Origin of the sequence: Streptococcus sp. DD11 (assembly GCF_001578865.1) — a bacterium.
GTDB classification, from domain to species: domain Bacteria; phylum Bacillota; class Bacilli; order Lactobacillales; family Streptococcaceae; genus Streptococcus; species Streptococcus panodentis.
The window spans coordinates 606,090-632,730 of the sequence record NZ_KQ969392.1 but is presented as its reverse complement, the minus strand read 5'-3'; the positions used below and the strand labels follow the sequence as shown (position 1 = coordinate 632,730).

Sequence of the window (26,641 nt, the reverse complement as noted above, 5' to 3'; positions counted from 1 at the left end):
GACAGAGGGGGAGAATCCCATGGCTAAAAAAACAATCAAGAAAAATTTTCAGCGCTTTGAAAGCAAATATATTATTCGGAAGGAAACATTGCTGGATTTATTGCAGGAATTTGAAGGCTATTTAGTCGAAGACGAGCATGCCTACTCAACCATCAATAATCTCTACTATGATACGCCGACCTATCAGATTATCCGAGAGACTTTGGAAAATCCTTATTTTGATGAGAAGCTGCGTCTCCGCACTTATGAAGAATATCCGACAGAAGGCAGTCAGGTTTTTCTGGAAATAAAGAAAAAGATGCGCGGCATCGTCTACAAGCGCCGGATTGTCAGCAATCTCCTGACGGCAGAAGCCTATCTGGACGGCGACCGCAGCCAGCTGGAAGACAGCCAGATTCGTGAGGAAATCGACTGGCTTGCCCAGCATTTCGGCGAGATTGGACCCATGATGCTGATCTGCTACAACCGCTACTCTATGAAAGGTCTTGAGGACGCGGCTGTTCGGATTACCTTTGACCATGATCTGACTTACCGTCCGTACGATTTGAGCCTCTTGGACGGCCGTCACGGAGACCCCCTCCTGCCGGCTGATCATGTCATCATGGAGGTCAAACTGCCAGGGGCCTGCCCTGCCTGGCTGAGTGACATACTGGAGCGCTATCAGCTGACTCCAGCCTCCTTCTCCAAATACGGAGTGGCCTATCAAAAGGCCGCAGATTATATCCCAAGCAAGTAAACTAGATAGGAACAGAAACATGAAAAAAGCAAAATCGAAATTTCAAAAAATCAAACTCTTAGTGCCTTTAGCCTTGGCCACTCTGGCTCTGGCTGCCTGCAGCACCAATTCAAGCAGCAGCACAACAGCCAGCACCAGCAGCAGTCAGAACACCAGCGCAGCCAGTACCAGTCAGACTAAGACAAACACTGCTGACTACTTTGCCGCAGAAGACTCAGATGCTTCTTATGATGCGTCCAAGGCAGCAACCATCAGCTTGAGCGGGTCAAGCGCTCAAAGCACTGGAGACGGAGTCAGTGTATCCGGCTCAACTGTGACGATTTCCGCTGCTGGGACCTATGTCATCTCCGGCAGCAGTGAAAATGTGCAAATCGTCGTTAAGGCCGGTGACAGCGATCAGGTGCAGATCGTTCTCAATGGTGTCACAATGACCGGAACGGATGCGGCTATTTTGGTCGAACAGGCAGGAAAAACGACCCTGACTCTGGCAGATGGCAGCAAGAACTCTATCTCTGATTCGTCTAACCACAGCAATACTGACGCGGATGCGGCTGTTTTCAGCAGTTCGGATCTGACTCTCAATGGCTCCGGCAGCCTGACGGTCGATGGCAAATATGAAACGGCCATCAAGTCGGAAAGCACCCTGCGAGTGACCGGCGGCACCTATACTATCAATGCAGCCAAGCACGGCCTCTCCGCAGACAATGCCCTTAATATCAAGGATGCGACGATTGATGTCAAGGCGACAGAGGATGCCATCCATGCTGATAATGACAATGATACCTCACTGGGCAATCTCTATATCCAGTCCGGTACCGTCACGATTGATGCCGGAGATGACGGGCTCCACGCTAGCAATACAGCTGTGATTGACGGCGGCACTATTAAGGTCTCCAATAGTACAGAGGCTTTGGAAGGAACCAATGTCACCATTAATGGAGGAGAACTGGACTTCTACGCGACGGATGACGGTATCAATGCTGCTAGCGACGTGAGCGGAGCGGACATCTTTATCAAGATTACCGGCGGGGAGATCAAGGTAGAAGTTGGTCAGGGAGATACCGATGCCCTTGACTCCAACGGTGATATCATCATGTCGGGCGGCAATTTGGCTATCACTTCCACCGTTTCTGCCTTTGACTTTGACGGAACAGCCACCTATACTGGCGGCACCATTACTGTAAATGGTGAAACCCGTACCGAAATCACAGCTGACGGACCTGGCGGCGGCGGTTTCGGCGGTGGTGCTCCCGGCGGTCAGGGCGGCGGGCCCGGCGGATGGTAATCCAGTCAGACTCTTCGAAAACCAAGTCCAAGTGCCGTTATACCCTTTGACGAGCGAAGCGGATCCTTCCAATCAGAAGCGCTATCTGCAATCGCAAAACCTCTGCTGGAGCATTTTGAGCGGCGAGAGTGAGACAGCATCCCATGATGGCTGTGCTCTCATCCACAGAGGGATGCATCTTTTGGAAGATACCGTATAAAAAATCGGCGAGGCGGAGTCTTCGATTCCCACCTCCGCACAGCTCGAAGCTGGGACGACGAAGTGTAAATAAAGTCAAGCAAAGCTGGATGTCAAAGCAGCGGCTCGTTGCCTCGTTTGATTTGAGTATCTATATAAAACAGCCCCTCATTCCAGAAGGAGATGAGGGGCTGTTTTGCTATTCATCCAACTGAATCAGCATCCTGTCCGTATCCACCGTCACCTGCGCTCCGATGGTGATGGTAAAAAGCGGCTGGGTGTGGGCAACAAAGTCCAGATCGTACATAACCGGAATGGTCTTGAGGACGGGGTGCTTATCCAAGATGTAGAGGAGCAGGTCTTCTGTCATCTGGCATTCTTTGGGGAGGCTGCCGATGAGCAAGGTCTGCGGATTAGGATAGGCTTGCAGGAGGGCTGCCAAATTGCGGTCAAATTCAAGATAGTCCTCCTCCTCCTCGACAAAGAGGACATAGCTGTCAGGCTGGGGGGCGTAGGGCCGTATCCTGCAGGAGGGAGAAGGTGGGCAGATTTCCTCCAATAGCGGTCGCACGCGCCTGGCCGGGATTGGAGACCTTCCATTCAGTTGGCTGGAAGGTCAGCGGGGCATCTGGCAGATACCATTCATTGCTGCCCCATTTCTGACTGGGGGCCAGCTGGTAGCTGGTCTGGCCCAGGGCCTTGATCCAGCCCTCAGTCTGGTAGTCCTGCAGGGGATCCATCGTATACTCAAAGAAAATCAAAGAGTAAACTAGGAAGCTGGCCGCAGACAGTACTGGAGTGCGTGACACAAACTTTGCTTGCCTTACCCGCCGTATTCAACTGCTTCGTGGGTTCGAAATAGAAGGAGTAGGAAAGGTTATTCGCTGAGTTTGATGCTGCCGGATTGATTGTTGACGGTTAGGTCAATGGCGGCGTTATCAATCTTACGGGTGGCTGAGCCGCCGATCGCATCATCATTCTTACCGTAATTCACCTGTATATCATCAGGGAGGCTGATGTCGCCCAGCTCTGTTTTCAGATCAAAGGATAGCTGAGACAGGCTGCCGGACACTAGGTTCAGGTTGACATCTCCCAGTTGGTCGGTGATAGTGATTTTTCCAGCCAGCTCCAGCTGTTCGGAGTTCAGTGACCCGCTTGAGACTGACAGGCTGCTGTCGGAGATTTTGCTGGTGTTTGCACGAATGTCGCCCAAATCGGTGCTAATCTCGCCGGAGGAGAACTGACTGTTGTTCAGGCTGATGCTGCCTGAAGACAAGCTGAGCTTGCCAGAGCCAATCTGACTGTTATTAAGGGTGATATCTCCTAGTGAATTACTGATTTTGCCAGAGGTGAATTGGCTGTCATTAACAGTCAGGCTGCCATTGGACAGGGAGAAGTCAGCGTCTTTGACCGACAGATTGGAGAGGGTCACATCGCCCAGAGATGCATTGCCGGTGAATGTCTCAAGCTTGGTCCCCTTGGGCAGGGAAAGCTCCACAGTACGCTTCTCCTGAGATTCTTGGTCAAATAAGCTGAGTAAGGAGCGGATGCCAGTGCTTATCCGGATGCCAGTGCTTATAAAGAAAGACTTTTTGCTGTCTTCCTTGATGTTTAAGGAGCCGTTTTCATCAGTTGCCGTGATTTTTCCCAGCGCTTTGCCGTCAATCTCATAATTGCTGTCGCTTTGATAATAGGTCAGATGGGCCTTGTCATCAGGAGATTGACTGATGACAAGATTTCTGGCTGCCAGGTCAATATTGAGGGAAGAAATGTCAGAGAAGCTTTTTTCTTCCTTGGTTAGCTTTAGCTCGCTATTGGCAGAATGAATCAAGTCGTTGACACCGCCTGTAACGGAGCCGATGGCTGTCAAGGCTCCGCCAAAGAGACAGGCTAGAACAGCTGCAGATAAGAGAGATTTTTTCCAGTTGATATTAGCCATGACGAACTCCTTTCTTTGCAAACAGTTGGGCTAGTTTGACAAATCCATTCCTGCCAAACTGAGAAATCGGAGAAATGCCTGAGTAGAAGATACCGGACAGTCCCAGGGATAGGACGCTGAAGCCCAGGATGAACAGGAAGGCTGGGACAGAGGTTGTCAGTCCCAGTGTCAGAGCGTCCCAGATCAGACTGATGCCGAAAATAAAGCAGGCAAAGGAAGCTACAGCCATGACCAGAGCAAGGATGAAAATCAGGAGGAAGAATACAAAGGTCAAAATTGCGGCCACTATAAAAAGCGGAATAGCCAAAGGTGCCGCCAAAATGGACAGGATGGCAATCTGGACGATGCTTTTCGTGCTTTTTGGGGTATTGCTGTCTTGATTGTCTTCTTCTACCTTTTTATCCAAAAGATTCAGCATAATCTCATGGGCTGCTTCCTTGGGGCTGCCTAGGTCGGCCATAGCCGCTGCTTCCCCTTCTGGTCCTACCTCGTCAAAGTACTCGACGAAGTAGTCCATAGTCTCTTGGTAGTCTTTGCGCGGTAGTTTTTTCAGATATTTTTCTAGCTCAGCTAGATACTCGGTTCTTGTCATGGCGGATGCTCCCTTCTATGATGCCGCTGATGGTTGTCGTGTAGGTCTGCCACTCATCTTTCAGAGTGTTCAGTTGCTCTTGGCCATAAGCCGTTAATGAGTAATACTTTCTTTTGCGTCCTTGATACTCCTGTGAATAAGTAGCCAGAAAACCATTTTGCTCCAACTTCTTTAAAATAGGATATAAAGTTGATTCCTTGATGTTGGCAATCAGCTTAATGGTTTGGCTGATCTCATAGCCATAGGAGTCGTCTTTTTCAAGGATTGCTAAGATAAGAAACTCAATCAGAGCAGATGATGTGGGAAAATACATATGCACACCTCCTTGTGTAAAAATTCTATATATAATCTTTATATACGTAGTGTACCTTCTTTTAAAACAAATGTCAAGTAAATATATAAATTTTTTATATATTTTTTTAAAAAGCAGAACTTTCGGTTTAAAATAGCGGATGTTTTCTTCAAATATTGATGCTGTTTTAGATTTTTGCCCATTTCTCAAATGCTGGGGCCGTTCGCTCCAACAATCCACTGGATTGTTGGAGGCTGTAGATAAGGCAAATGCAGTTTGCATCAAAACTATCCAGTCCCAGAAACACGAAAGTGAGGCTGGAAGACTGCAGACAGAGCAGTGTCAAAAGAATGTCAGACTTCTATGATTAGCCGCTGTTTATACTCTTCAAACATTTCTTCAAACCACGTCAGCGTCGCCTGCTTTTTTCCAAATACGCTTCTTCATTTTTACAAGAACTTTCGTGAATTCATAGGTTATAAATTGAAATCCTCTTCTATAAAATGGTAAAATGGTGTCAGTCTATCTAAATGAGACAGAAACGATGAAATGAATATGAAAAAACACAAAACTCTTTACAAATTTATCGGGCAGACCCTGCTTTACTTTTTCATTTTTCTGGCCTTGCTTTATTTTTTCAGTTATCTTGGCCAAGGGCAGGGCGGCTTTATTTACAATGAATTTTAATATAAGAGAGAAGAACGATGTCACATACTGCAATACATGATATGATAGAAACCATTGAGTCTTTTGCTCAGGTGCAGCCGGACTTTCCGGTTTATGATATATTGGGAGAAGTTCATACTTACGGCCAGCTCAAGGCGGATTCGGATGCCTTGGCGGCTGAGATTGACCGACTGGGCCTGCCGGCCAAGTCTCCGGTCGTCGTCTATGGCGGTCAGGAGTATGAGATGCTGGCCGCTTTTGTGGCTCTGACCAAGTCGGGACATGCTTATATTCCGATTGACAGTCATTCAGCTCTGGAGCGTGTCGCGGCTATTGTAGAAGTGGCTGAGCCCAGTCTGGTGATTGCCATCGCTGACTTTCCGCTGGCTGATGCGGCAGTAGCGATACTTACGGCTGAGCAGGTCCGCTCGGCTATCGCCCGACAGACAGCTTATGAGCTGACCCATCCAGTCAAGGGCGATGAGAATTACTACATCATCTTTACATCCGGTACGACCGGCAAGCCCAAGGGCGTGCAGATTTCCCATGACAATCTGCTCAGCTTTACTAACTGGATGATTGGGGACAAAGAGTTTGCGACGCCGTCCCGGCCGCAGATGCTGGCCCAGCCCCCCTATTCCTTTGACCTGTCGGTCATGTACTGGGCGCCGACCTTGGCGCTGGGAGGAACGCTTTTTGCTCTGCCAAGTGCTCTCGCGCAAGATTTCAAGCAGCTGTTTGAAACGATTTTAAGCCTGCCCATTGCCATCTGGACGTCTACGCCGTCTTTTGCGGATATGGCTCTGCTGTCGGAGGATTTCAATAGTGACAAGATGCCGGGGCTCACGCATTTCTACTTTGATGGTGAGGAGCTGACCGTCAAGACTGCTAAAAAACTGCGGGAGCGGTTCCCTCAGGCTCGCATTGTCAATGCTTACGGTCCGACCGAAGCAACGGTAGCCCTGTCGGCAGTGGCTGTGACCGATGAGATGCTGGCCGGCTGTAAACGTCTGCCCATCGGCTATACCAAGGCAGATTCGCCGACCTTTGTCATTGACGAAGAAGGCCGAACAGTCCCTCACGGTCAGCAGGGGGAGATTATCGTCTGCGGGCCGGCCGTTTCCAAGGGCTATCTGAACAATCCTGAAAAAACAGCAGAGGCTTTCTTTGACTTTGAAGGGCTGCCGGCCTACCATACCGGTGATGTCGGATCAATGACTGCAGATGGTCTGCTGCTCTACGGCGGCCGCATGGACTTTCAGATTAAGTTCAACGGCTATCGGATTGAGCTGGAAGATGTGTCGCAAAATCTTAACAAATCCAACTATATCGAGGCTGCGGTAGCTGTGCCCCGCTATAATAAAGACCACAAGGTTCAGAATCTGCTGGCCTATGTGATCTTAAAGGAGGGAGTGGCTGCGCAGTTTGAGCGGGAAATCGACATCACCAAGGCCATCAAGGAAGACCTGCAGGATATTATGATGCCCTATATGATGCCTTCTAAGTTTCTCTATCGTGAGTCCCTGCCCTTGACACCCAACGGCAAGATTGACATCAAGGGGCTCATCAGTGAGGTCAACCAGCGATGATCGATTTTCTCAAACAGCTGCCTCATCTGGAGCCTTACGGCAATCCAGTTTACTTTGTCTATATCATTCTGGCGGTGCTGCCCATCTTTGTCGGCCTCTTCTTTAAGAAGCGCTTCCCACTTTATGAAGCGCTGGTCAGCCTGGCCTTTATCGTCTTTATGCTGACAGGACCCAGTCTGGTGCAGATTTATGCTCTTCTGGGCTATGTCGTCTGGCAGACCCTTTGGCTCTATTCTTATAAAGTCTACAGAAAAGCGCGTGACAGCAAGTGGATCTTTTACCTGCATACGCTGCTGGCGGTGCTGCCGCTTGTCTTTGTAAAGGTAGAGCCGGCTATCAGCGGTCACCAGTCGCTTTTTGGCTTTTTGGGCATTTCTTATCTGACCTTTCGCTCAGTCGGTATGATGATTGAGCTGCGGGACGGGGTCCTGACTGACTTTAGCCTTTGGGAATTCCTGCGCTTCCTGCTTTTCATGCCGACCTTTTCGAGCGGTCCTATTGACCGTTTCAAGCGCTTTAATGAAGATTACCGAACGATTCCGGAGCGCGAGGAGCTGCTGGATATGCTGGAGCAGTCGGTCCGCTATATCATGCTGGGCTTTCTCTACAAGTTTATCCTGGCTCATATCTTCGGCCATTTGCTGCTGGGCCACCTGAAGACCTATGCTCTCTATACCGGCGGCTTCTTTAATCTGGGGACTCTGGGCCTTATGTATGCCTTTGGGCTGGACCTTTTCTTTGACTTTGCCGGCTACTCGATGTTTGCCTTGGCGATTTCCAATCTCATGGGCATCAAGAGTCCGGTTAATTTTGACAAGCCTTTCCTGTCACGCGATTTGAAGGAATTCTGGAACCGCTGGCATATGAGCCTGTCCTTTTGGTTCCGCGACTTTGTCTTTATGCGGCTGGTCATGGTGCTCATGCGCAATAAGGTCTTTAAAAATCGCAATACAACATCCAGTATAGCCTATATCCTCAACATGCTGCTGATGGGGTTCTGGCATGGAGTGACCTGGTATTATATCGCTTACGGTCTCTTTCACGGTGCCGGTCTGGTCATCAATGACGCCTGGCTGCGCAAGAAAAAAACGCTCAATAAAGAGCGCAAGGCCAAGGGCCTGCCTCCCCTGCCTGATAACAAGTGGACTCAGGCTCTGGGGATTGTGATTACTTTCAATGTTGTCATGCTCTCATTTCTAATCTTTTCCGGATTTTTAAATGAGCTTTGGTTTAAAAAATAAAAAATGAAGGAGGAAATTACGATGGATGTAAAAGCAGAAGTGATTGAAATTATCGACGAACTTTTTATGGAAGATGTCTCTGACATGATGGACGAGGATCTCTTTGATGCGGGGGTCTTAGACAGTATGGGGACGGTGGAGCTGATTGTAGAGCTGGAAAGCCGTTTTGATATTCGCGTTCCTGTATCAGAGTTTGGCCGCGATGACTGGAATACAGCTAATAAAATCGTCCAAGGCGTGACGGAGCTCCGTGATGCTTAAACGGTTATGGCTGATTTTGGGGCCGGTTTTCTGTGCACTGGCTCTGGTCGCCCTGCTGGTATTTTTCTATCCAATCGAGATAAAGCATGATGCAGAGACGGAAAAGCGCTCAGCAGTGACCCTGACGGCGGAGAATTTCAAAAGCCGCAGCAAGAAAATGACAGCCCTGACTGACAGGAAGCTGCGCTTTGTGCCTTTCTTCGGCTCCAGCGAATGGCTGCGCTTTGACAGTGTGCATCCGGCTGTGCTGGCGGAGAAGTACGACCGTAACTACCGGCCTTACTTTCTGGGCCAGCGGGGGGCAGCTTCGCTCAATCAGTACTTTGGCATGCAGCAGATGTCCTCGCAGCTGGAGGGACAGACCGCAGTCTACGTCGTATCGCCCCAGTGGTTTACCAAGACTGGCTATGATGCATCTGCCTTTCAGCAGTATTTCAACAGCGATCAGCTGACGGCCTACCTCAGCCAGCAGCAGGGAGATGCCGCAGCCCAGTATGCAGCCCGGCGCCTTTTGCAGCTCTATCCTGGAGTGGCTATGGCAGAGACCGTGCAGAAGATTCGCGACCGCAGGCAGCTGACCAGCTTTGAGGAGGATTATCTGAAAATGATGACCCAGTTCAACCAGCGGCAGGATGCTGTTTTCAGTATGTTGGCAGCTCCTAACAATGACAATTATGACAGGCAGGTCCTGCCCTATGTCGATCAGCTGCCGGATGCTTTTTCCTATCAGGATTTGGAAAAAATTGCCATCAAAGAAGCGAAGAAGCATACCAAGAGCAATGATTTTGGCATTGATGACAATTTTTATGAGCTGCGCGTAGCCCGCAAACTCAGGAAATACAAGGATTTTCAACAGCGCATTTCCTATGAAAAGTCACCGGAATACGGCGATCTGCAGCTGGTTCTGAATCAATTTGCCAAATCCAGGACCAACGTGATCTTTGTCATTCCCCCAGTGAATGCCAAGTGGGCGGCCTACACTGGCCTGCGTCCGGACATGTATGAGCGGACAGTCGCGAAAATCAAGTATCAGCTGGCAAGTCAGGGCTTTAGCAACATTGCCGACTTCTCGCAGGACGGCGACAAACCTTATTTTATGCAGGATACCATCCATATGGGCTGGAATGGCTGGCTGGCCTTTGACAAGGCTGTCGATCCTTTTGTAGCCAATCCCCAGCCGGCTCCCAGCTACCAAATCAATGAGAGATTCTTTAGCAAGGAATGGGCCCAGTATACTGGCAAACCGGAAGAATTTGAGTAAAGGCCAGCGGTGGAAGAGAAGGAAATTTTCCTCAGGTCAGGGCGGCTGCTCCAGCTGGCCCAGCCGGCTTTAGGATAGCCATTCTTAGTTTTTAAAGGAGATGAGCAGATGATTCGACCCACTCAATCCAGAGATGTCCCAGCTATTATGGCAATTTATGATGCAGCCCGGCAGTTTATGAAGGAACAGGGAAACCCGACCCAGTGGCCCGCTTCCTATCCTAGTCGGACTATAGTAGAAGAGGATATAGCCAGAGGAACTTCCTATGTTGTTGAGCAGGAGGGGTGCATCGTTGGCACCTTCGCCTTCATCATCGGAGAGGACCCGGCCTATCAGGTCATTGAGGATGGGAGCTGGCATTTCTCAGAACCTTACGGCACCATCCACCGAATAGCCTCCTCGGGCCAAGCTAAGGGGCTGGCCCGTCAGTGCTTTGACTTTTGCCTGCAGCAGATGCCCTATCTGCGCATCGATACCCATGCGGACAATCAGGCCATGCAGGCTGCAGTGCTGCGCTATGGCTTTGCCCCATGCGGCAGGATCTATCTGGCAGACGGCAGTCCACGGCTTGCTTATGATTATCACCAATAGAAAAAATCTGCTTGACGGCAGATTTTTTTGGTTTATATCAACACATAATTCTCCACAGCCTCGGCTGCCCCATGCTGGTTGTTGCTGTAGGTTTGGACATTGGCTTCCTGCTTGACGCCTTGCGGCGCATTGCCCATGGCGACTCCCAGTCCTGCCAGCCGCAGCATGGGGATGTCGTTGAAATTATCACCGATGGTCATGACCTCTTCCAGCGGAGTCTGGTAATACTGGGCAATCTCCTGCAGGGCCTGCTCCTTGGACACATGCTTGGCTGTGACTTCCAGGTAGTTGTCCTTGGACAGGTAGAAGGCAGTATGAGGAAAGTCCAGTGTCTGCAGGTAGGCATGCAGCTGCTGAATGACCGCCGGCTCATCAATTAAGAGCAGCTTGTGAAGGGGCAGCAGGACATCCAGCACCGGCAGGAGGGCATTCTGGATAATGGGCTGCTCACCGGTGATGTCAGCTTCCATCTGTACCCACTGGTCCAAGCGGTCGGCAATCCAGTCCTTGCCGGAGTAGAGGTTGATGGAAACGCTGGGAAATTCGGCCTTGACTAATTCCAGAAAGGTCCGAATCTCCTTCTTATCCAGCGGGTGCTCGATAATGGTGCTGTACCGCTGGGGGTCGCCCTTAATCACCAAGGCGCCGTTGTAGCAGGCCAGCGGATTGCCATCCAGCCCCAGCTCCTGTGCGATAGGCTCCATGCCCAGAGGCGACCGGGCAGAAGCCAGTACAAAAGGAATCCCCAGCTCTTTGAGTGCCGGAATCATGTCCTTCAGCTTCTGGTCGACTTGGTGCCGGTCGTTCAAAATAGTCCCGTCAATGTCGCTGATAATCAGACGGATGGTGCGTTTGGTCATAGTGCTGCCTCCTTTGAAGTTGCAGATAAGCGTTGGCCACAATACAGTCATTTAGTTTATCTTTTATGACGTCGTTAGCTCGCTTTGCTTTAACAGTCCGGGGGAGTGAAAAGGTTTGGGGAACTTTTTCAGCCTGAGTTTAGAAACAAAAGAGTGAAGGGAGTCTGTCCCACCGCCCACTACTAAAAGCAAACTAAAAAACTATATAATCTTGAATGCAATGGTTATCCATCAAGTGCCGGTTCTAATAGATAATGGTTACCTGACCTGCCAGCAGTTCCTCCACTTCCGGGCTGGGCTGCTGGTCGGTAATCCAGTAGTCAAAGTCGCTGATAGTTCCTAAGATATAGCTAGAATCTTTGTGCTGCTTTGCCTGCTCAGCCAGCAGAATCTTGGTCTTGGCATGCTTCAGTGCCAGCTTTTTCAGATGAGCGTCTTCCGGATCCTCAAAGCTGACCAGACCGTCACGGATGCTGGCAGCCCCGATAAAGGCAGTATCAAAGGAAGTCTGCTCTAAAAGCTCTGCTTCATTGAGGGCATAGTAAAAGCGGTTTTTAGGATGAAATTTTCCGCCTAAGAGATGAAAATCCACCTGCTCCTGAGAGCTGAGCATGATAGCATTGTCCAGCGAGTGGGAGTAAATGGTCATAGGCAGCTCAATGCGCTGGGCCAGATGAAGGACCACGGTAGAAACATCAAAAAAGCTGACTTGGCCGGGCTTGAGAAAGTCACGGGCCTTAGCTGCAATAGCCTTTTTTTCCTGGGTCAGCTGGCTGATGCGGTCGTTAAAGGACGGAATCTGCTGGCTCTTCTCCAGCGGGATAATGCCGCCATGGGTCCGCCGGACCAGCCGGCGGTCGCTCAGAATGGAAAAATCCCGGCGGATGGTGTCCTTGGAAACCTGAAAATAGTCCATCATATCCTTGGCAGCCAGCTGCTTTTTATCCTGCAGCAACTCCAGCATCTTGGAAAGGCGCTGTTCTTGGTACATGCTTTTCCCTCCTTGTCTTGCTAAGAAGAGTATAACATTTTAAATAAGTCTTTGCAAGTCTTTTTAATGATTTTTAAGTTTTTGTAAATATGAGCATCAAAAAAACCGAGTAGAGCTCGGTTTTCATCATTATCATCATCGAAACACATTTTTCAATTAAGGTGTTTGGATATTGACAGAGCCGTCGCTGCCGACCTTAACATCAACACCGCCGCCTTGGACATGGACACCATCTTCGTTTACATTAACACCGGCGCTGTCAGTTTCTACATTAGCAGTACCGTTCTCATTGGCTTCAACAGAAGCGCTGCCGCTTTCGTCGCCGCCATTGGCTTCAACACTGACATCTCCGCCGTTAACATTGACACTGGCACTTCCGCCTTCTTCGGCTGAGCTGCTAGAGCTTGAAGCGCTTGTCTTGGCTTTAGATGAAGAAGATACGCTAGAGCTTGAGCTGGAACTTGAGCTCTCTTTTGTATCTTTATTTGCAGCGTTTCCGCAGCCTGCTAAAACAAAAAGTGCAACTAGTGGTAATAAAAATAAAGAAATTTTAGATAATTTTTTCATTTTACCCTCCTTCTAAGTATAATATTAAACGATTATGACAAGCATATCAAACAAAAACAGAAAGTTACAAAAATAACATACCGCTTTAACCTAAATGACATATAAAAAATACACAAAAAACCGAATCTGTCCATATTTCGCAAGGGTTTGAGAGAGAAAGCAAGATTTTTCTCTGTAACATTTTTGTAAAATAATTCTTCCTGAATCGCTCTGACAAACAAGGAAAATCCTGCTCTGTCTGTCCTCTTTTGCTTCTTTTTGCTATAATACTTTTATGCTATCAAATGAATTTCAGCAGCTGATGCAGCAGGACACCGCCGCAACGGCTAAAGCACTTCTCGGCATGAGCCTTCTCTTAGACGGAGCCGTCCTTGGCCGCATTGTCGAAACGGAGGCTTACTTGGGCAGTGAGGACAGCGCCTGTCATTCTGCCGGCGGCCGCCGCACCCCTAAGAATGCATCCATGTATTTGCCCGCCGGGCACTGGTATGTCTATCAGATTTACGGCCATCAGATGCTTAATCTTGTGACCAAGGGAGAGGGAGTGGCAGAGGCCGTTCTTATCCGAGCATTGGAGCTGCCAGACGGCCGGCTGCTGGCCAATGGTCCGGGCAAGCTGACTCGATTTGCCGGCATTGACAAGCACTTTGATGGGCAAAATCTAGCGGCTTCCAGTCTGCAGCTGGCAGCGGGTCGCCGGCCCGTCCAGATCAGCAGCCGGCCTCGTATCGGTGTCACCTGTACAGACAGGTGGCGGGATCAGCCGCTGGGCTTTTATGTCGCCGGCAACCGCCATGTGTCAAAAATTTCCAAATCAGGCCTGCTGGCAGATGAGGATACTTGGGAAAAGGCCGGCAAATGAAGAAAAGAGAAATTTTGAAGCGAGCAGGAAGGCAAGCAGCGCAGCCTATCGGATTGGGCCGGGAAAAAGACCAGCGCCTGGCTTCCTGCTTCGCTCTTTGCTCTTGATGGACTAGAAAAACGCTTAGGAATTTCCAAGCGTTTTTTTAGGATGAGCCTCGTCATTTATAAAATTTTCTCGAACTTCTCGATATAAAAGAGAGTCAGTGTCATGATAATAGTCAGGACAAAGAGGACGATGATGGCCGGTGTCCAGGATTGAAAAACATCAAAGCTGAAACCGAACAGGCTGGGGCCTAGGGCGGCCAGAATGTAGCCACCGGTCTGGGCCAGACCGGAGAGCTGGGCTGTCTGTTCAGGCGTGCTGGTCTTGAGTGAGAAAGTCACCATGAGATAAGGGAAGAGAGCGCTGACCGAAATGCCGATCAGCAGATTGAGAATCAGCCAGTAAATAAAAGAATCCGTGTTGATCAGCAGCATAGCAATCCCTGTCAGACCGGAAGCAGCCACCAGGCTGATCATGATGCGGCGCTTTTGAGCTGACAGGCGTGCTGTCAGACTGGGAATGGTCATGGAGAAGGGCAGGCTGATGAGGGAGAAGACCGAAGCCAGCATACCGGTCGCATCCTTTGACAGACCGGCCTGCAGCGCCAGGGTCGGCAGCCAGGTCATGGCGGTGTAAAAGAGCAGGGACTGCAGGCCGCCAAAGACAATCAGCGCCCAGACCTTGGGATTTCTCAGGAGCGCTCCCAGCTGGCTGTCATGGCTCTTGCTGGTCAGGCGGTGGTTGTGCCGGCTGTTGGGCAGCCAGACCAAGAGGACCAGCAGGCAGACAAGGGTCAGTACCAGAATCAGCCCCCGCCAAGAACTGGCCTTGACAATGGGGACTGCCGCAGCTGAAGCCAGCGTAATCGAGAGCCCCATGGAAGTGATGTAGAGAGTGGTCAGAAAGCCGATCCGATGAGGCTGGTTGGCCTGAATGACGGAGGGCAGCAGGACATTTAAAATAGCAATCGCAGCGCCCAGAATAATGGTGCCGGCATAGAGCAGGGGCAGACTGACTATCCGAATGAGCGAGCCCAGTGTCAGTGCCAGAAGCACCAGACTAAAGAGCCTTTCCAGTCCGACCTTCTGAGCCAGCCGCGGGGCAAAAGCCGAGCAGAGGGCAAACATGATGAGGGGCAGACTGGTCAAAAGCCCCAAGGAATTGACGGGGACCTGCAGTCCTTTAGCGATGTCGGTCAGGACAATCGGCAGGACGGTAAAAGGTGTCCGCAGGGCAATGCCCAGCATCATAATGCCCGGCAGCAGAAAAGCGGAATGATTTTTTTTCATAGCATCTCCTAAAAAGTAAATAGATACAAAGAAAATCAAAGATGACCAGAGCAGAACGAAGCCTGGCGGTATCCTGTCATCGTCAGGATTCTTATAGACTATCTGATCAAAGCCGCGTCCTTCTGTAGATGACGGAACAGAGCCTTCAGAGGAGCCGGTTTCACTGCCAAGCAGCTGGCTCCGATCCAGCTGATTTTCTTCTTATATAAGGCAAGAATGATTATACCACAGAGCTGTCAGAAATGGTATAGGGCTAGTCCATCAGGTCCAAAAAATATCGGGTGATGATGGTCTCGGGCACAGGCTGCCGCTCTTGCAGCCACCAGCTGACTGTCTCTACAAAGGTGGAGGTCACATAGTTTTTCAGAAAGTTCTCGGGCAGCTGGGCCTTGGTCTGTAGCAGCTGCTCCTGAATCCGGGGAAAGAGATAATGCTCCAGCTCAATCTTCAGGCGATTGGTGAAGTAAGAGTTTTTAGACAGGAGCAGGGTTGCAATCCTGTCCTGATTTTTGCGGAAATGGTGGAAAATATGAGCAGTGGCATCAAAGAGATCGCCGCCTTCCGGGCGTTCGATAAAGGTATGCTGAAAAAGATCCTGACAGAGTTCTTCCAGCAGGGCTTCCTTGGTCTCAAAGTGGGCGTAAAAAGTAGACCGCCCTACATCCGCCAAGTCAATGATTTCCTGTACCGTGATGCTTTCATAGCTTTTCTGATTGAGCAGGCTGATAAAGGCTTGGTAAATGGCTGCGCGTGATTTTTTGACTCGTCTGTCCATAGCGATTCCGGACAAAAGAGCAGGATTGTTCCGTAATGGACAAAGCCTCTCCTTTGCTTCTTGTTTCCTTTCTTGAAATGTTGGATAATAGAATCAAACAAGGTGTTCTGTTTTGAATATATTATACTATAACATTGCCTGATTTGACAAAGGAGCCAGCCATGAAATCCAGTAAAAATATGACCATCGCCTTTCTGTTGAATTTTTCCTTTGCCATTCTGGAGTTTGTCTTTGGCCTGCTCTTCAACTCCAGTGCGGTGCTGGCCGACGCTGTTCATGATACGGGAGATGCTCTGGCCATCGGTCTCTCCACCTTTTTTGAACAGATTTCCAATAAGAAAGAAGACGGCAACTATACACTGGGCTACAAGCGCTACAGTCTCTTGGGAGCTCTGCTGACCTCGGTGATTCTGATTTTCGGCTCCATCATGGTCATCATCGAGAATGTTCCCAAGGTTTTTGCGCCTGAGAAGGTCAATTATGACGGCATGCTGGTGCTGGGGATTGTCGCGATTGTGGTCAATCTGGCGGCCAGCAGGGTTGTCAGCCACGGTCACAGCCATAATGAGTCGATTCTCAGCCTGCACTTCCTAGAAGACATCCTAGGATGGGTGGCCGTTATCCTCGTCTCTATCGTGCTGCGCTTCACCGATTGGTATTTCCTGGATCCGCTGCTGTCCCTCCCGATTGCTGGCTTTATCCTCAGTCAGGCCCTGCCAAAGTGCTGGGACAATATCAAGATTTTTCTGGATCATGTGCCCAGTGATGTGGACCTGAGCCGGCTCTATGGGGAGGTGCTGGCGGTAGAAAATGTTCAGGCAGTCACCCAGCTCAATGTCTGGACGACAGACGGTCTGGAAAAATTTGCCATGATTCACATCTGTCTGGAAAATCCTGCCCTGCTGGCAGAGACCCAAAACACTCTCCGCCAAGAACTGCAGGCCTACGGCATCACCAAGGCAACCATCCAGACCGATGAAAGCCAAGAAAAGCATGAGGAATGCTGCTTAGGCGGAGAGTGATGCACTCTGGCTAACCCCATATGCTGTTAAACACAGGCCGAGTCAGGGGATGCAGGTCTTAGAGACAGTCTGTGGAATGTTAAAATAGGTTGATAATCAAAGCCTGTGCTGAAAAACAAGGTTTTAGCAAAAGGGAATTGAAAGTTTATCTTAACCGTTTCAAGCGGGCAAAAGAAAAATTGTTTGGGAAAATACCAAATTCAACATATGGCTTACTACTTGGAATGAACTCTAATCAGAAGTTAGACACCCTTATTTCTTATGTATCATTATAAATATATTCGTCTTTCTTGTTGCAACCATTTACCAAATGTGTTAAAATAACCTTATCGAATAGGGGTATATCGCTGCGGCATATACTTGGGCAGTCCGATGCTTCGGGCTGTCTTTCGTTTTTATAAGTCTGGTATGACGGTTTTGAGAGCGCCTAAGTCATGAAAGATTCGTAGTTTCACAGCTTCAGGGCTGTTTTTTTGTGCCCAGCCACGGAGCTGGAATGGGAAAATACTTCTAACTAGTTTCTGTTTTAAAATCTACTAAATATAGTATAAAATCCATTTATTCGATTAATTATTTATTATATTGACAAAGATATTTATCTATCATATACTAGTTATTGAGAAAATCTGCCTTTCTCTAAAAATAAAATAGGAGGTAAAATGAAAAAGAAACTGTTTAGTATATTGCTATTTTTAGCAATGATTTTTGGTTTTCAGCAGGGCGTTGCTGCAGATCAGATGATTCAAGCAGATATCAGCAGCGACGGCCAGAATCAGCTGTCAGTGACTCTGAGAAACCAAAGCAACAGCGATATGAGTGATGTAAACTACCAGCTCAATCTACCGCAAGGTTATCAGCCGGACGGCCAACTGCCTGAGAAAACGCTTTTAAAGGCTGGCCAGTCTCATGAGTTCACGGTCAGAGTCAAGCAGAACAAGACAGGAATTCTGCCCAAAACTGGTGAAAAGATACTTCTTTTCTCGCTAGTTGGCTTTGCGTTGTTAGCCCTAGGTCTTTTCCTATGGAAATACAGTGCTTCAAGAAAAGTTTTCCTGACGCTCCTGCTTTTGGCAGGCAGTGTGCTTGGAACGGTCTTAGTATCAGCCAATACGCTGACGGGCTCTTTACTTGAGGTTAGTCAAACTGTGCGTCTGTTTAATCAGGATGTCCCAGTGCATTTGGCTGTTTACTATCAAGCTGAGGCGGATAATGGCAGTCTGGCAAACACATCATCGTCTAGTTCAGTAGCAGCTCAGTCATCTGCTCCAGCATCTTTGGTAAACCAGTCCGCAAGTTTGGCCAGCAGTTCATCGAGTGCGAGCCTATCAGTCTCAACATCAGCCGGCAGCAGCTCGTCATCGTCTGCTACAGACCAAGTATCGAGCCATCCTGTGACAAGCGATGTAAGCTCAGATTCGTCCGACAGCAGCCTGTCGGTTCCGTCTACAGATAGCGGACAGACTACGACCGTATCTAGTAGCGACCAGTCTTCGGTAGATACCACGCCATCATCTTCAGCTGTGACTGTCCCTGTGACAGATAATGGCTCGGTGTCAACTGATTCCAGCAGCTCAAGCACACCTGTGACGGATTCCGACACCAATACAGGAGTCGTGGACACCACCACAGGTACTGTTGCGTCTAGCTCAGATGCGGCTGTTCCTACAGTCCCGTCTATAGATAGCGGCGCTTCTGTTGCTCCAGGCGGAGACAGTGCAGCAGTAACGGATACGGGCACTCCAGCAGATAGTGGCAGCCTACCGACACCATCGGCTGATTCTGGTAATAGCGCAACTGTTTCTACAGGAGATTCATCCGCTGTAAATACAGGACCAGTTGTTTCAGAAACGGACAATTCAGGCACATCTGAGTCAGGTACTCAGACAGATACAAGTGCTGGTAGTTCTAGTTCAACTGCAACAGACCCGACAGCCTCTTCAACAGATGGCGGCAAGGAAGATAAACCGTCAGCAGATAGTAACCAGTCGTCTAATGACGACAAGCCATCTTCTGATAAAACGGATGAAAATACAAGTTCTGACAATGCGTCAGAAAAAGAATCTTCTGAAGAAATTTTAGTTTCAGGCTATGCTCTTTCCAATCTCACAGGCAGAGGTATGGAGTTTGGAGAAGTCAGTCTGAGAGAAAATGGAAGGGAGATTCAGACCTTTGAGACGGACAGCGATGGCTACTTCTATGTCCATCTGACCAAGGGCAAGACCTATACCCTGCATGGTAAGGATTTTGAGGCTAGCATTACGGCCAATGGCAATAATGACTTCCAAGTTCACAACATTTTGGGTCAGTTTTCTCTGGGACGCAATAACTCAGATACCAATGGCAAAGTAGTCCTCAATCCATCTGTTGTCCAGCTGGATATTGTAGATTATCAGGTAGATGAAGCGGCCCATCAGGTCATCTTCCCCGAGGAGAAAAAGCTCAATCCGGGAGATATCATTGTCCTGCCAGCCAGCGGCAGCTATCCGACCGGCTTCGCCTTTAAGGTTATGTCTTCTAAAATTGTAGACGGCAAGACAATCCTGACGGTGACCAATGCCAGTCTAGAAGAAGTTGCCAAAGAAATTGATGTGCAAACCGAGTTTGACTTCTCGGAAGGCACAGTGGTCTTGGCTGAAGGTACGACCATGGTCGAAGGTGAAGATGATAGCTTGGGCAACCGTGCTTCGATTTCAGCGGAAGCGGCAGCAAGACGTGTCTGGAAGAAGAAAATCGGCGGCGTTGATGTTGCCTTTAAAATTACCGGTAAAGTAGAAAGCAAACTCAACTGGTCATTTGGCCAATCGCCACATGTTTATGTCCGCCCATCTCTGAACTTCAACCTGACTACTGACTTTACCAAGGAAGCCAGCTTTAGCGGCAAAAAGAAATTATTGACCGTTCACTTCACAACCTATTATGGTACGACTATCACCACGGACATCTATGTCTTTGTAGATGCCAAAGGAAAGTTCAATATCAGTACAGAGAGTGATTTGGACTTGGCGGCAGAGCTGGGTGTCAAAGATGGAGAAGCTTACTTTGAACAGCAGGTTCAGCTGGAGAATGAATTGGACTTAAATATGTCCGGACAGGTCAAAGTCGGTCCATTAGCCGTCTTTAAACCAGGATTTTTAAACCTATCGGCTGCTTCCTTTGATGTAGCGGTTGGTCTCGGTCTGGATGGAGCCTTTAATGCTAAGGTAAGCCAGAAAAATCTGCAGGCGCCTAAGCTAGAGGAAGCCAGCGGTCATGTGATCCTCTTTGGTGATTTGACCATGGGCTATGAAGTCGGTTTTGCAGGCCTCAAGCTCAAAGGAAAATTTCTCAAGAATGAACGCTTCTTTGAATATCCTTTAGCTGAAGGAACTTACAAACCAGACAGCGGCAAGCGCAAACTCAAAGATGCCAAGCCAATGACCGAGGAAGACTATCGCAGCGTTGGAGATGACACATCCAGCTCTTCAAATGATAATGAAGATGGGGAACCAACTACGGGTTACCGAGGACTTGAGCCAACACGCCCTATCACCAATATTAAGATTGGTGAACTGCTTTTTGATATTAACAAATACCCATGGATAAAATGGGAGTTGGCAGGTGGGCCGTATACTTATCCAGATATTCCAATAGAAACAGCCCACTATCATGCTTTCCATAGCAATGTAGATAACAAACCTATTTATTACACTTTATATGATGCTAATAAAGATGGAAGTCCAGAAATATACTATTTATTGGATGGAAAAATTGTATCAGTGGTTTTAGCGCCTGCAAATGGGATGTATTTTATAGACTATGCCAGCTATAGTGATGTTAAAATTTTGGATGATGGTTCGATAAGAACTTATTCAGGCTATGAAGACACGTATAATGGCACATACAATGGTAAAAAACTTTCAAATTATCGAATTTACAGAGTTGACCCAGAAACTGAAAGATTGGAATCGACAATATCTCTCTATAGTTTGCAAGGGTCTAACTTTCTTTATGAGTATGGAGATATAGAAAAAGGTAGGTCAGCTATGACTATTGGTCAGGCAGAAAGAACCTATTTAACTGCTCCAGAAGTTGACTGGGAAAGTCTGCCTTGGCAGCCCTTCGTGAGGCGTGAAGACTGGCTTAGAGATCCAGAATTATATGATTTTGACAGATATGGTGCGGTCTAAACATTGATTATTCAGATGTAGATGAACTTCACTATTATAAGGAACCAGAATTCTCATTTTCTGGTTCCTTTTTTAGCATCCACCACCACTTCTCTGTCTGAAAATTCGCCCTTTTCTAACTTCGGGGGCGTTATTGGTGAAAATAGACAGCTTGTAAAAAATGTGCAGTTTTGGAGAGATTTTTTAGTTAAAAATCAGTGCAAAAGCATTGACATTGCATTTTTTTTGACATATACTATTGAGTAAGGAAGTATGCGGACAAGGCTGATGATGTCCTGTCTTCAAGCGCCTTCCTGTGGTATGTCGGTCAGCCGCTCAGGCCGCAGCATTCTGTCACACTGCTGGACTGAGAGCTGGAGATGACGACGGCAGGGTTTCCTGTCTGTCTGACTGCGCTCCTCTTGGAAAAGAAGGCCCGTAAAAAAATTATTTTAATCGTGAAAACCCAGTGTTTTCGCTGGTTCTTCTAAGTTTTTTGTGGAATTTCATTTTTTTTGAGGCAAATGTGTTGACATCGTGTCAATCTTATCATATACTGTATTAGGAAAATGTTTAAATGACAAATTTTGTTTTGTTCCTAACATTTCCTACTATTGTATGCATATCGATAAAGGAAGTCTGATCAATAGACAAGGAAGCTGTCTCTGGCTGCTGTTTCTCTTTCTGCTTTGATTTCACACGCCGCTGGCTTCGGCTGGCCGGATGGGATTTCAAAATAGTCTGAGGACGGGCCTGACAGAAGTCCATCTAGTTGAAAAGACGAAAAAAACACCGCAAGATAAGAAACTTACCTTACGGTGCCGGCCGCTTGGCTGAAACAGGGAAAACTCAACTTCACACACACGGTTTAACCTGTCTCACTAAGCATGAGGAAATTTACAAAAGAAGCTGCTTTGAGCAGCATCCGGACGCGCGAAAGCAAATGTTTTGGCATTGGTTTTTTGCGCCTTGGCTGATAAATAAAAAAATCGTTCCGTCGTCAATCCTTGGATTGCTTCAAGAGCCGTTTTCTTGTGACTATCAGGCAGATACCGCTTAAAGCTTCTATAAACTATATAGTTTTGTTCTTTTTGTAAAATTTTATACTCTTAGCCTAACGAAAGAACCTTAAAAAAACCTTAAAGGAATTTTTAAGCGAAGAAGATTTTTTTAAAGCTGTTATCTTTAAAGCATATTTAAGAAAGCAAAATGATTTTTAAGAATCATAGATGGGAGTAATAATCAATGGATTTAATTGCTATCTTGGTTCAATTTCATCTGATAACGGCAGCTCAAAAAGAAGAAATTCTTCAAGATATGCCACAATCAAATATGCCATTAGAAAGATATCTAATCAGCAAAGGCTATGTGACAGAAGAAGATATGCTCAAAGTCATGAGTTACTACTACCGTGTACCTCATGTCAATCTATCGCAGTTTGTGATAGAAAAGGAAGCTGTCGAGAAGGTTTCGGAAAAAGTTGCTAAACGTCATGGATTGATTCCAATCTCTTTTTCAGATGGAGCAGAGGAAGAAGAACCAAAACTGATAGTTGCGATGGCAGACCCAAGCAACTATATCGCTCTGGACGATGTGAAAATCGTCTCCAAAATGGCGGTAGAAGCTTATGTAACTTTCCGGGATGATATTGAGAAGTATATCGATCAGTATTATTCCAAAGGAGAAGAAGCCCAGCAGGCAGCGACTGAGATCGAAGGCTTCGGTATGGAAGATGAGGTCATGGAAGAAGACCTCGAAATCAAAAACGCTCCGGTGGTTCGGCTGATTGACTCGATTATCAGTCAGGCGATTAAGACCCGGGCCAGCGATATTCATATCGAGCCCTTTGAAAAGACCGTCCGTGTCCGCTTCCGGGTTGACGGGACCTTGGTGGAAAACATGCAGTTGAAAGCCAACACCCACTCAGCCATCGCGACACGGATCAAGATCATGAGCGGTCTGGACATTGCTGAGCGGCGCATTCCTCAGGATGGTCGGATTGAAACGACCATTGACGGCAGGGATGTGGACATGCGGGTTTCCGTATTGCCGACAGTCTTCGGGGAAAAAATCGTTATTCGGATTTTGAACCGGAATGCGACTCTCCTCAGTAAGGAGGAGCTGGGCTTCTCGCCAGCCAATGAAAAGATTTTCGATGAAATCCTCAAGGCACCGGAAGGGATCATCCTCCTGACCGGTCCGACAGGAAGCGGAAAGACGACCACTCTTTACACAGCGCTCCGAGAGCTCAATGATGTAGGAAAAAATATCATCACGGTTGAAGATCCGGTTGAGTACCGATTGGAAGGTGTCAACCAAGTCCAGGTCAATAATAAAGCCGGACTGACCTTCGCCAGTGGTCTGAGGAGTATCCTGCGTCAGGACCCGGACATCGTTCTCTTGGGGGAGATTCGGGACGAAGAGACAGCCAGTATCGCGGTTCGGGCCGCTATCACCGGGCACGTCGTTCTCTCGACTATCCACACCAACGACACAGCCAGTACGGTCAACCGTTTGGTCGATATGGGCATCAAGCCTTATCTGGTCTCAACGGCGACAGTCGGCATTATCGCACAGCGCTTGATCAAGCGTATCTGTCCTAAGTGCAAGACCGAATATACTGTAGAGACAGATGCTCATGCAGCAATCGGAATTCACAAGGGAGACACCATGTATCGCGGGCGCGGCTGCAACTACTGCAGCGGCACGGGATATTATGGACGGATAGCTATCCACGAAATTATGGCAGTGACAAGGGAGATAAAATCACTAATTAATGACGGTGGAACAACAGCTCAGCTTCGGACAGAAGCCAAGAAAAATGGAATGCGGGATCTGGCCGAGGAAGCCATCGATACTGCAAAACAGGGGATTACAACGATTGAAGAAGCGATGAAGATTGCCTTTAGTCTGGAAGGGGAAGTTTAGGATGAATTTGGATGAGTTAATTAAGCAGGCCATCGAAGCAGGTGCGTCGGATATCCACTTTACGGTCGATGCCGAGCCCACCATGCGCCTGCACGGGAGGTTAACCCAGCTCAGCAATACAATTTTGACCAATGAGGACACCGTTCGCTTTACCAAGCAGATCTTGACAGAGAAGCAGATCGCTCATCTGTTGGAAGTCGGCGAAGTGGACTGTGCCTACGAGGTTGATAACGGCTACCGTTTGCGGGTCAATATCTTTAAACAGAAAAACAACTGCGGGATTGCCCTGCGGGTCATTCCCAAGGACATTCCAAGCATGGAATCGCTGGGACTGCCGCCGGTCATCAGAAAGCTGGCCGAAAAACGCCGGGGCTTGATATTGGTCACCGGACCAACAGGAAGCGGGAAGTCAACGACGCTGGCGACCATGATCAACTACATGAACAGCCTGCGCAGTGAGCACATCATTACCATCGAGGACCCGATCGAGTACATGCACACGCATAATAAATGCTTGGTCAACCAGCGTGAGCTGGGAGCAGATACGCAGAGCTTCGGCAATGCCCTGAGAGGGGCCCTGCGTCAGGACCCGGATGTCATCCTGGTCGGAGAAATGCGGGACAAGGAAACGATCGAAATCGCCCTGCGGGCTGCAGAAACCGGTCACTTGGTCCTGTCAACCCTCCACACGGTCGGTGCTGTCAACACCATGGACCGGATCATCGACGTCTTTCCGGCCGAGCAGCAGGAGCAGATCCGCGTCCAGCTCTCAGCCGTGATGGAAGGCGTCGTCTCCCAGCAGCTGATGCGGACTGCGACCGGCAAGGGCCGGGTAGCCGCCTTTGAAATCATGCTGGGGACGCCGGCCATTCGCAACCTAATCCGCGAAGGGAAGACCCACCAGCTGCTGACGCCGATCCAAACCGGATCGCAGCTGGGCATGATTACCATGGATGCTTCGCTCATGAGTCTCTACCGCCGCAATGTCATCGACCAGAGAACCCTGCTGTCTTACTCAGTAGACAGGGCTCAGGTCGAAAAAGCACTGGGAATAGTAGGGAGCTAGCACATGACACTGTATGTTTGTAAATATTTAGATGGTAAGCAAGGTGTGGTCACTCTGGAGGTGGATGCACCGTCTCGGACAGACGCTGTCAACAGGATCCGCCTCAAGGGCAAGCCCATCAGCATCGAAGAGAAGGTCATGGGCTCCAAGGAGATCACTCTCTTCCAAAGCAAGAAGATCAAGCTCAAGGACATCTCACTCTTCTGTAAGCAGATGTCCGTCATGCTCAACTCCGGTATCCCCCTCAACAATGCGGTGGATATCCTGGAGCAGCAGTCGGATGCCAAGAATCTCAAGGCCAGTCTGAAAATCATCAGTAAGAGCCTGAAAGAAGGGAATCAGCTGTCCAAGGCCATGCTGGACCAGGAAGGGCTCTATCCCGATCTCCTGATCCGCATGATCCAGGCCGGTGAAAAGACCGGTAAGCTGGACGAGGTGCTGGAAAAGATGTCGGAGCACTACACCAAGGAGCTCAAGACCAGCCGGCAGATCCGCGGAGCTATGATCTACCCCGCAGTTCTGGCCTTTCTGGCTGTGGCTGCCGTTCTGGCCCTGCTCTATGTGGTTATCCCCAGCTTCTCAGGGATCTTTGAGCAGAGCGGCATGGCTATGCCGCTGCCGACGCGGATCGTCCTTGCTGCCAGCAACTTTGTCCGCTCTTACTGGTATATCCTCTTTGGCGTGACAGGACTTCTGGTCTTTCTCTTCCTGCGCTACCGCAGTACGGAGACAGGCCGCTACCAGCTGGACCAGCTCAAGCTCTGGCTGCCGGTCATCAAGGGGCCGATGCAGAAGATCATCACTGCCCGCTTTGCCAGCACGCTGGCCATTCTGACCAGCGCCGGTATTCCTCTGGTCGAAGCTATCGAGTCTGCGGCCGCAACGACCAATAATGCCGTCGTCATTGATAAGCTGAAAACAGCCAATGAAGGCCTGCAGAAAGGGGAGCGTCTGACAGGGATGATCGCCGCTACCGGCCTCTTCCCGCCGATGATGCTGTCCATGGTCAAGATCGGTGAGGAGTCCGGCTCACTGGAGTCCATGCTCAATAAAACATCGGACTTTTACGAAGAAGAGCTGGAAACAGCCATCAAGCAGCTGCTCTCACTCTTGGAGCCAGCCATGATCATCGTCATGGGGGTCATCATCGGAGGCATCGTGGCTTCTGTCATGCTGCCAATGTTTGAACTGGCTCATGCTGTGGATGCAGGTGCTGAGGCAAATCAATAACCGATTTGCCTTAGACAAGTTAGGAGGTCGCAGGGCGGACCTGACCGTCTGCCTTGCTCATAAAATGTTAGGAACTGTACCCCAGCTGGGAGTTTGTAGGGTCTCCCAGCAAGGTACAAAACAACCGCCCCTGTGGGCGAACATATTAAAAAAATATGAAAAAGAAATAGGAGAACTATTCAAATGTTAAACAAATTGCAAAAATTCCGTCAGGACTTGAAGAAAAAAGGT

At 48.7% G+C, this 26,641-nt stretch carries 23 protein-coding genes and 1 pseudogene; 15 read left to right on the top strand and 9 right to left on the bottom strand.

What is annotated here, in order from left to right; translation table 11 throughout:
* Positions 1-19 precede the first annotated feature (19 nt).
* Positions 20-736, top strand: a complete 717-nt coding sequence (locus STRDD11_RS02965; RefSeq protein WP_128835174.1) for a polyphosphate polymerase domain-containing protein — start codon at positions 20-22, stop codon at positions 734-736.
* Between the two features lie 19 nt (positions 737-755).
* Entirely contained in the window at positions 756-2,021 is a 1,266-nt protein-coding gene (locus tag STRDD11_RS02960; protein ID WP_128835172.1) for a carbohydrate-binding domain-containing protein, read from the top strand.
* Between the two features lie 376 nt (positions 2,022-2,397).
* On the opposite strand, the pseudogene STRDD11_RS02955 reads toward STRDD11_RS02960, so the two are convergent.
* The 4 genes and pseudogenes from STRDD11_RS02955 to STRDD11_RS02935 form a co-directional block, all read right to left on the bottom strand.
* Positions 2,398-2,944: pseudogene (locus STRDD11_RS02955) on the bottom strand (LD-carboxypeptidase); the annotation flags it as partial.
* A 131-nt stretch (positions 2,945-3,075) separates the two neighbouring features.
* On the bottom strand, positions 3,076-4,137 hold the full coding sequence (locus STRDD11_RS02945; protein WP_128835166.1) for a DUF4097 family beta strand repeat-containing protein: 1,062 nt from the start codon (positions 4,135-4,137) through the stop codon (positions 3,076-3,078).
* Positions 4,130-4,729 (bottom strand): DUF1700 domain-containing protein, encoded by a 600-nt coding sequence (locus STRDD11_RS02940; RefSeq protein WP_128835164.1) that lies wholly within the window; start codon positions 4,727-4,729, stop codon positions 4,130-4,132. The genes STRDD11_RS02945 and STRDD11_RS02940 overlap by 8 nt, the downstream gene beginning before the upstream one ends.
* The gene (locus tag STRDD11_RS02935) at positions 4,704-5,042 is read right to left on the bottom strand and encodes a PadR family transcriptional regulator (RefSeq protein WP_128835162.1); all 339 of its coding nucleotides are present in this window, start codon (positions 5,040-5,042) and stop codon (positions 4,704-4,706) included. Before STRDD11_RS02935 ends, STRDD11_RS02940 begins: the two co-directional genes overlap by 26 nt.
* Before the next feature lie 534 nt (positions 5,043-5,576).
* Here STRDD11_RS02935 and STRDD11_RS02930 point away from each other — a divergent pair.
* The 6 genes from STRDD11_RS02930 (at position 5,577) to STRDD11_RS02905 (ending at position 10,630) form a co-directional block, all read left to right on the top strand.
* Complete coding sequence (locus STRDD11_RS02930; RefSeq protein WP_128835160.1) at positions 5,577-5,708, top strand: teichoic acid D-Ala incorporation-associated protein DltX; 132 nt, start codon at positions 5,577-5,579, stop codon at positions 5,706-5,708.
* Between the two features lie 17 nt (positions 5,709-5,725).
* Entirely contained in the window at positions 5,726-7,276 is a 1,551-nt protein-coding gene (gene dltA / locus STRDD11_RS02925) for a D-alanine--poly(phosphoribitol) ligase subunit DltA (RefSeq protein ID WP_128835158.1), read from the top strand.
* On the top strand, positions 7,273-8,517 hold the full coding sequence (gene dltB / locus STRDD11_RS02920; protein ID WP_128835156.1) for a D-alanyl-lipoteichoic acid biosynthesis protein DltB: 1,245 nt from the start codon (positions 7,273-7,275) through the stop codon (positions 8,515-8,517). The genes dltA and dltB overlap by 4 nt, the downstream gene beginning before the upstream one ends.
* 21 nt (positions 8,518-8,538) lie before the next feature.
* Positions 8,539-8,778, top strand: coding sequence for a D-alanine--poly(phosphoribitol) ligase subunit DltC (gene dltC / locus STRDD11_RS02915; protein WP_128835155.1), 240 nt, complete (start codon positions 8,539-8,541; stop codon positions 8,776-8,778).
* The gene (dltD, locus tag STRDD11_RS02910; RefSeq protein WP_128835153.1) at positions 8,771-10,039 is read left to right on the top strand and encodes a D-alanyl-lipoteichoic acid biosynthesis protein DltD; all 1,269 of its coding nucleotides are present in this window, start codon (positions 8,771-8,773) and stop codon (positions 10,037-10,039) included. Before dltC ends, dltD begins: the two co-directional genes overlap by 8 nt.
* A gap of 108 nt (positions 10,040-10,147) precedes the next feature.
* Positions 10,148-10,630: a GNAT family N-acetyltransferase gene (locus STRDD11_RS02905; RefSeq protein WP_128835151.1), complete on the top strand. Its 483-nt coding sequence runs from the start codon at positions 10,148-10,150 to the stop codon at positions 10,628-10,630.
* Between the two features lie 32 nt (positions 10,631-10,662).
* Here the strand turns inward: STRDD11_RS02905 and STRDD11_RS02900 are convergent, their stop codons facing one another.
* From STRDD11_RS02900 to STRDD11_RS02890, 3 genes are all read right to left on the bottom strand, one after another.
* Positions 10,663-11,490, bottom strand: a complete 828-nt coding sequence (locus STRDD11_RS02900; protein WP_128835149.1) for a Cof-type HAD-IIB family hydrolase — start codon at positions 11,488-11,490, stop codon at positions 10,663-10,665.
* A 244-nt stretch (positions 11,491-11,734) separates the two neighbouring features.
* Positions 11,735-12,481: a DeoR/GlpR family DNA-binding transcription regulator gene (locus tag STRDD11_RS02895; RefSeq protein WP_128835147.1), complete on the bottom strand. Its 747-nt coding sequence runs from the start codon at positions 12,479-12,481 to the stop codon at positions 11,735-11,737.
* A gap of 156 nt (positions 12,482-12,637) precedes the next feature.
* Positions 12,638-13,048, bottom strand: coding sequence for a hypothetical protein (locus tag STRDD11_RS02890; protein WP_128835145.1), 411 nt, complete (start codon positions 13,046-13,048; stop codon positions 12,638-12,640).
* 274 nt (positions 13,049-13,322) lie between these two features.
* Here STRDD11_RS02890 and STRDD11_RS02885 point away from each other — a divergent pair, with 274 nt between their 5' ends.
* On the top strand, positions 13,323-13,910 hold the full coding sequence (locus STRDD11_RS02885; RefSeq protein WP_128835143.1) for a DNA-3-methyladenine glycosylase: 588 nt from the start codon (positions 13,323-13,325) through the stop codon (positions 13,908-13,910).
* Positions 13,911-14,074: 164 nt separating this feature from the next.
* On the opposite strand, the gene STRDD11_RS02880 is transcribed toward STRDD11_RS02885, so the two are convergent.
* Both STRDD11_RS02880 and STRDD11_RS02875 read right to left on the bottom strand, forming a co-directional pair.
* Positions 14,075-15,244: a CynX/NimT family MFS transporter gene (locus STRDD11_RS02880; RefSeq protein ID WP_128835141.1), complete on the bottom strand. Its 1,170-nt coding sequence runs from the start codon at positions 15,242-15,244 to the stop codon at positions 14,075-14,077.
* A gap of 253 nt (positions 15,245-15,497) precedes the next feature.
* Positions 15,498-16,019: a TetR/AcrR family transcriptional regulator gene (locus STRDD11_RS02875; RefSeq protein ID WP_128835139.1), complete on the bottom strand. Its 522-nt coding sequence runs from the start codon at positions 16,017-16,019 to the stop codon at positions 15,498-15,500.
* A gap of 161 nt (positions 16,020-16,180) precedes the next feature.
* Between STRDD11_RS02875 and STRDD11_RS02870 the strand changes: the two genes are divergently transcribed.
* The 6 genes from STRDD11_RS02870 (at position 16,181) to STRDD11_RS02845 (ending at position 26,410) form a co-directional block, all read left to right on the top strand.
* Entirely contained in the window at positions 16,181-17,041 is an 861-nt protein-coding gene (locus STRDD11_RS02870) for a cation diffusion facilitator family transporter (protein WP_128835137.1), read from the top strand.
* Positions 17,042-17,700: 659 nt separating this feature from the next.
* Positions 17,701-21,207, top strand: coding sequence for an LPXTG cell wall anchor domain-containing protein (locus tag STRDD11_RS02865; RefSeq protein WP_128835135.1), 3,507 nt, complete (start codon positions 17,701-17,703; stop codon positions 21,205-21,207).
* 751 nt (positions 21,208-21,958) lie between these two features.
* Entirely contained in the window at positions 21,959-22,246 is a 288-nt protein-coding gene (locus STRDD11_RS02860; protein WP_128835133.1) for a hypothetical protein, read from the top strand.
* A 185-nt stretch (positions 22,247-22,431) separates the two neighbouring features.
* Positions 22,432-24,114: a GspE/PulE family protein gene (locus tag STRDD11_RS02855; RefSeq protein ID WP_128835131.1), complete on the top strand. Its 1,683-nt coding sequence runs from the start codon at positions 22,432-22,434 to the stop codon at positions 24,112-24,114.
* A 1-nt stretch (position 24,115) separates the two neighbouring features.
* On the top strand, positions 24,116-25,180 hold the full coding sequence (locus tag STRDD11_RS02850; RefSeq protein ID WP_128835129.1) for a type IV pilus twitching motility protein PilT: 1,065 nt from the start codon (positions 24,116-24,118) through the stop codon (positions 25,178-25,180).
* Positions 25,181-25,183: 3 nt separating this feature from the next.
* Complete coding sequence (locus tag STRDD11_RS02845; RefSeq protein ID WP_128835127.1) at positions 25,184-26,410, top strand: type II secretion system F family protein; 1,227 nt, start codon at positions 25,184-25,186, stop codon at positions 26,408-26,410.
* Positions 26,411-26,641: the final 231 nt, after the last annotated feature.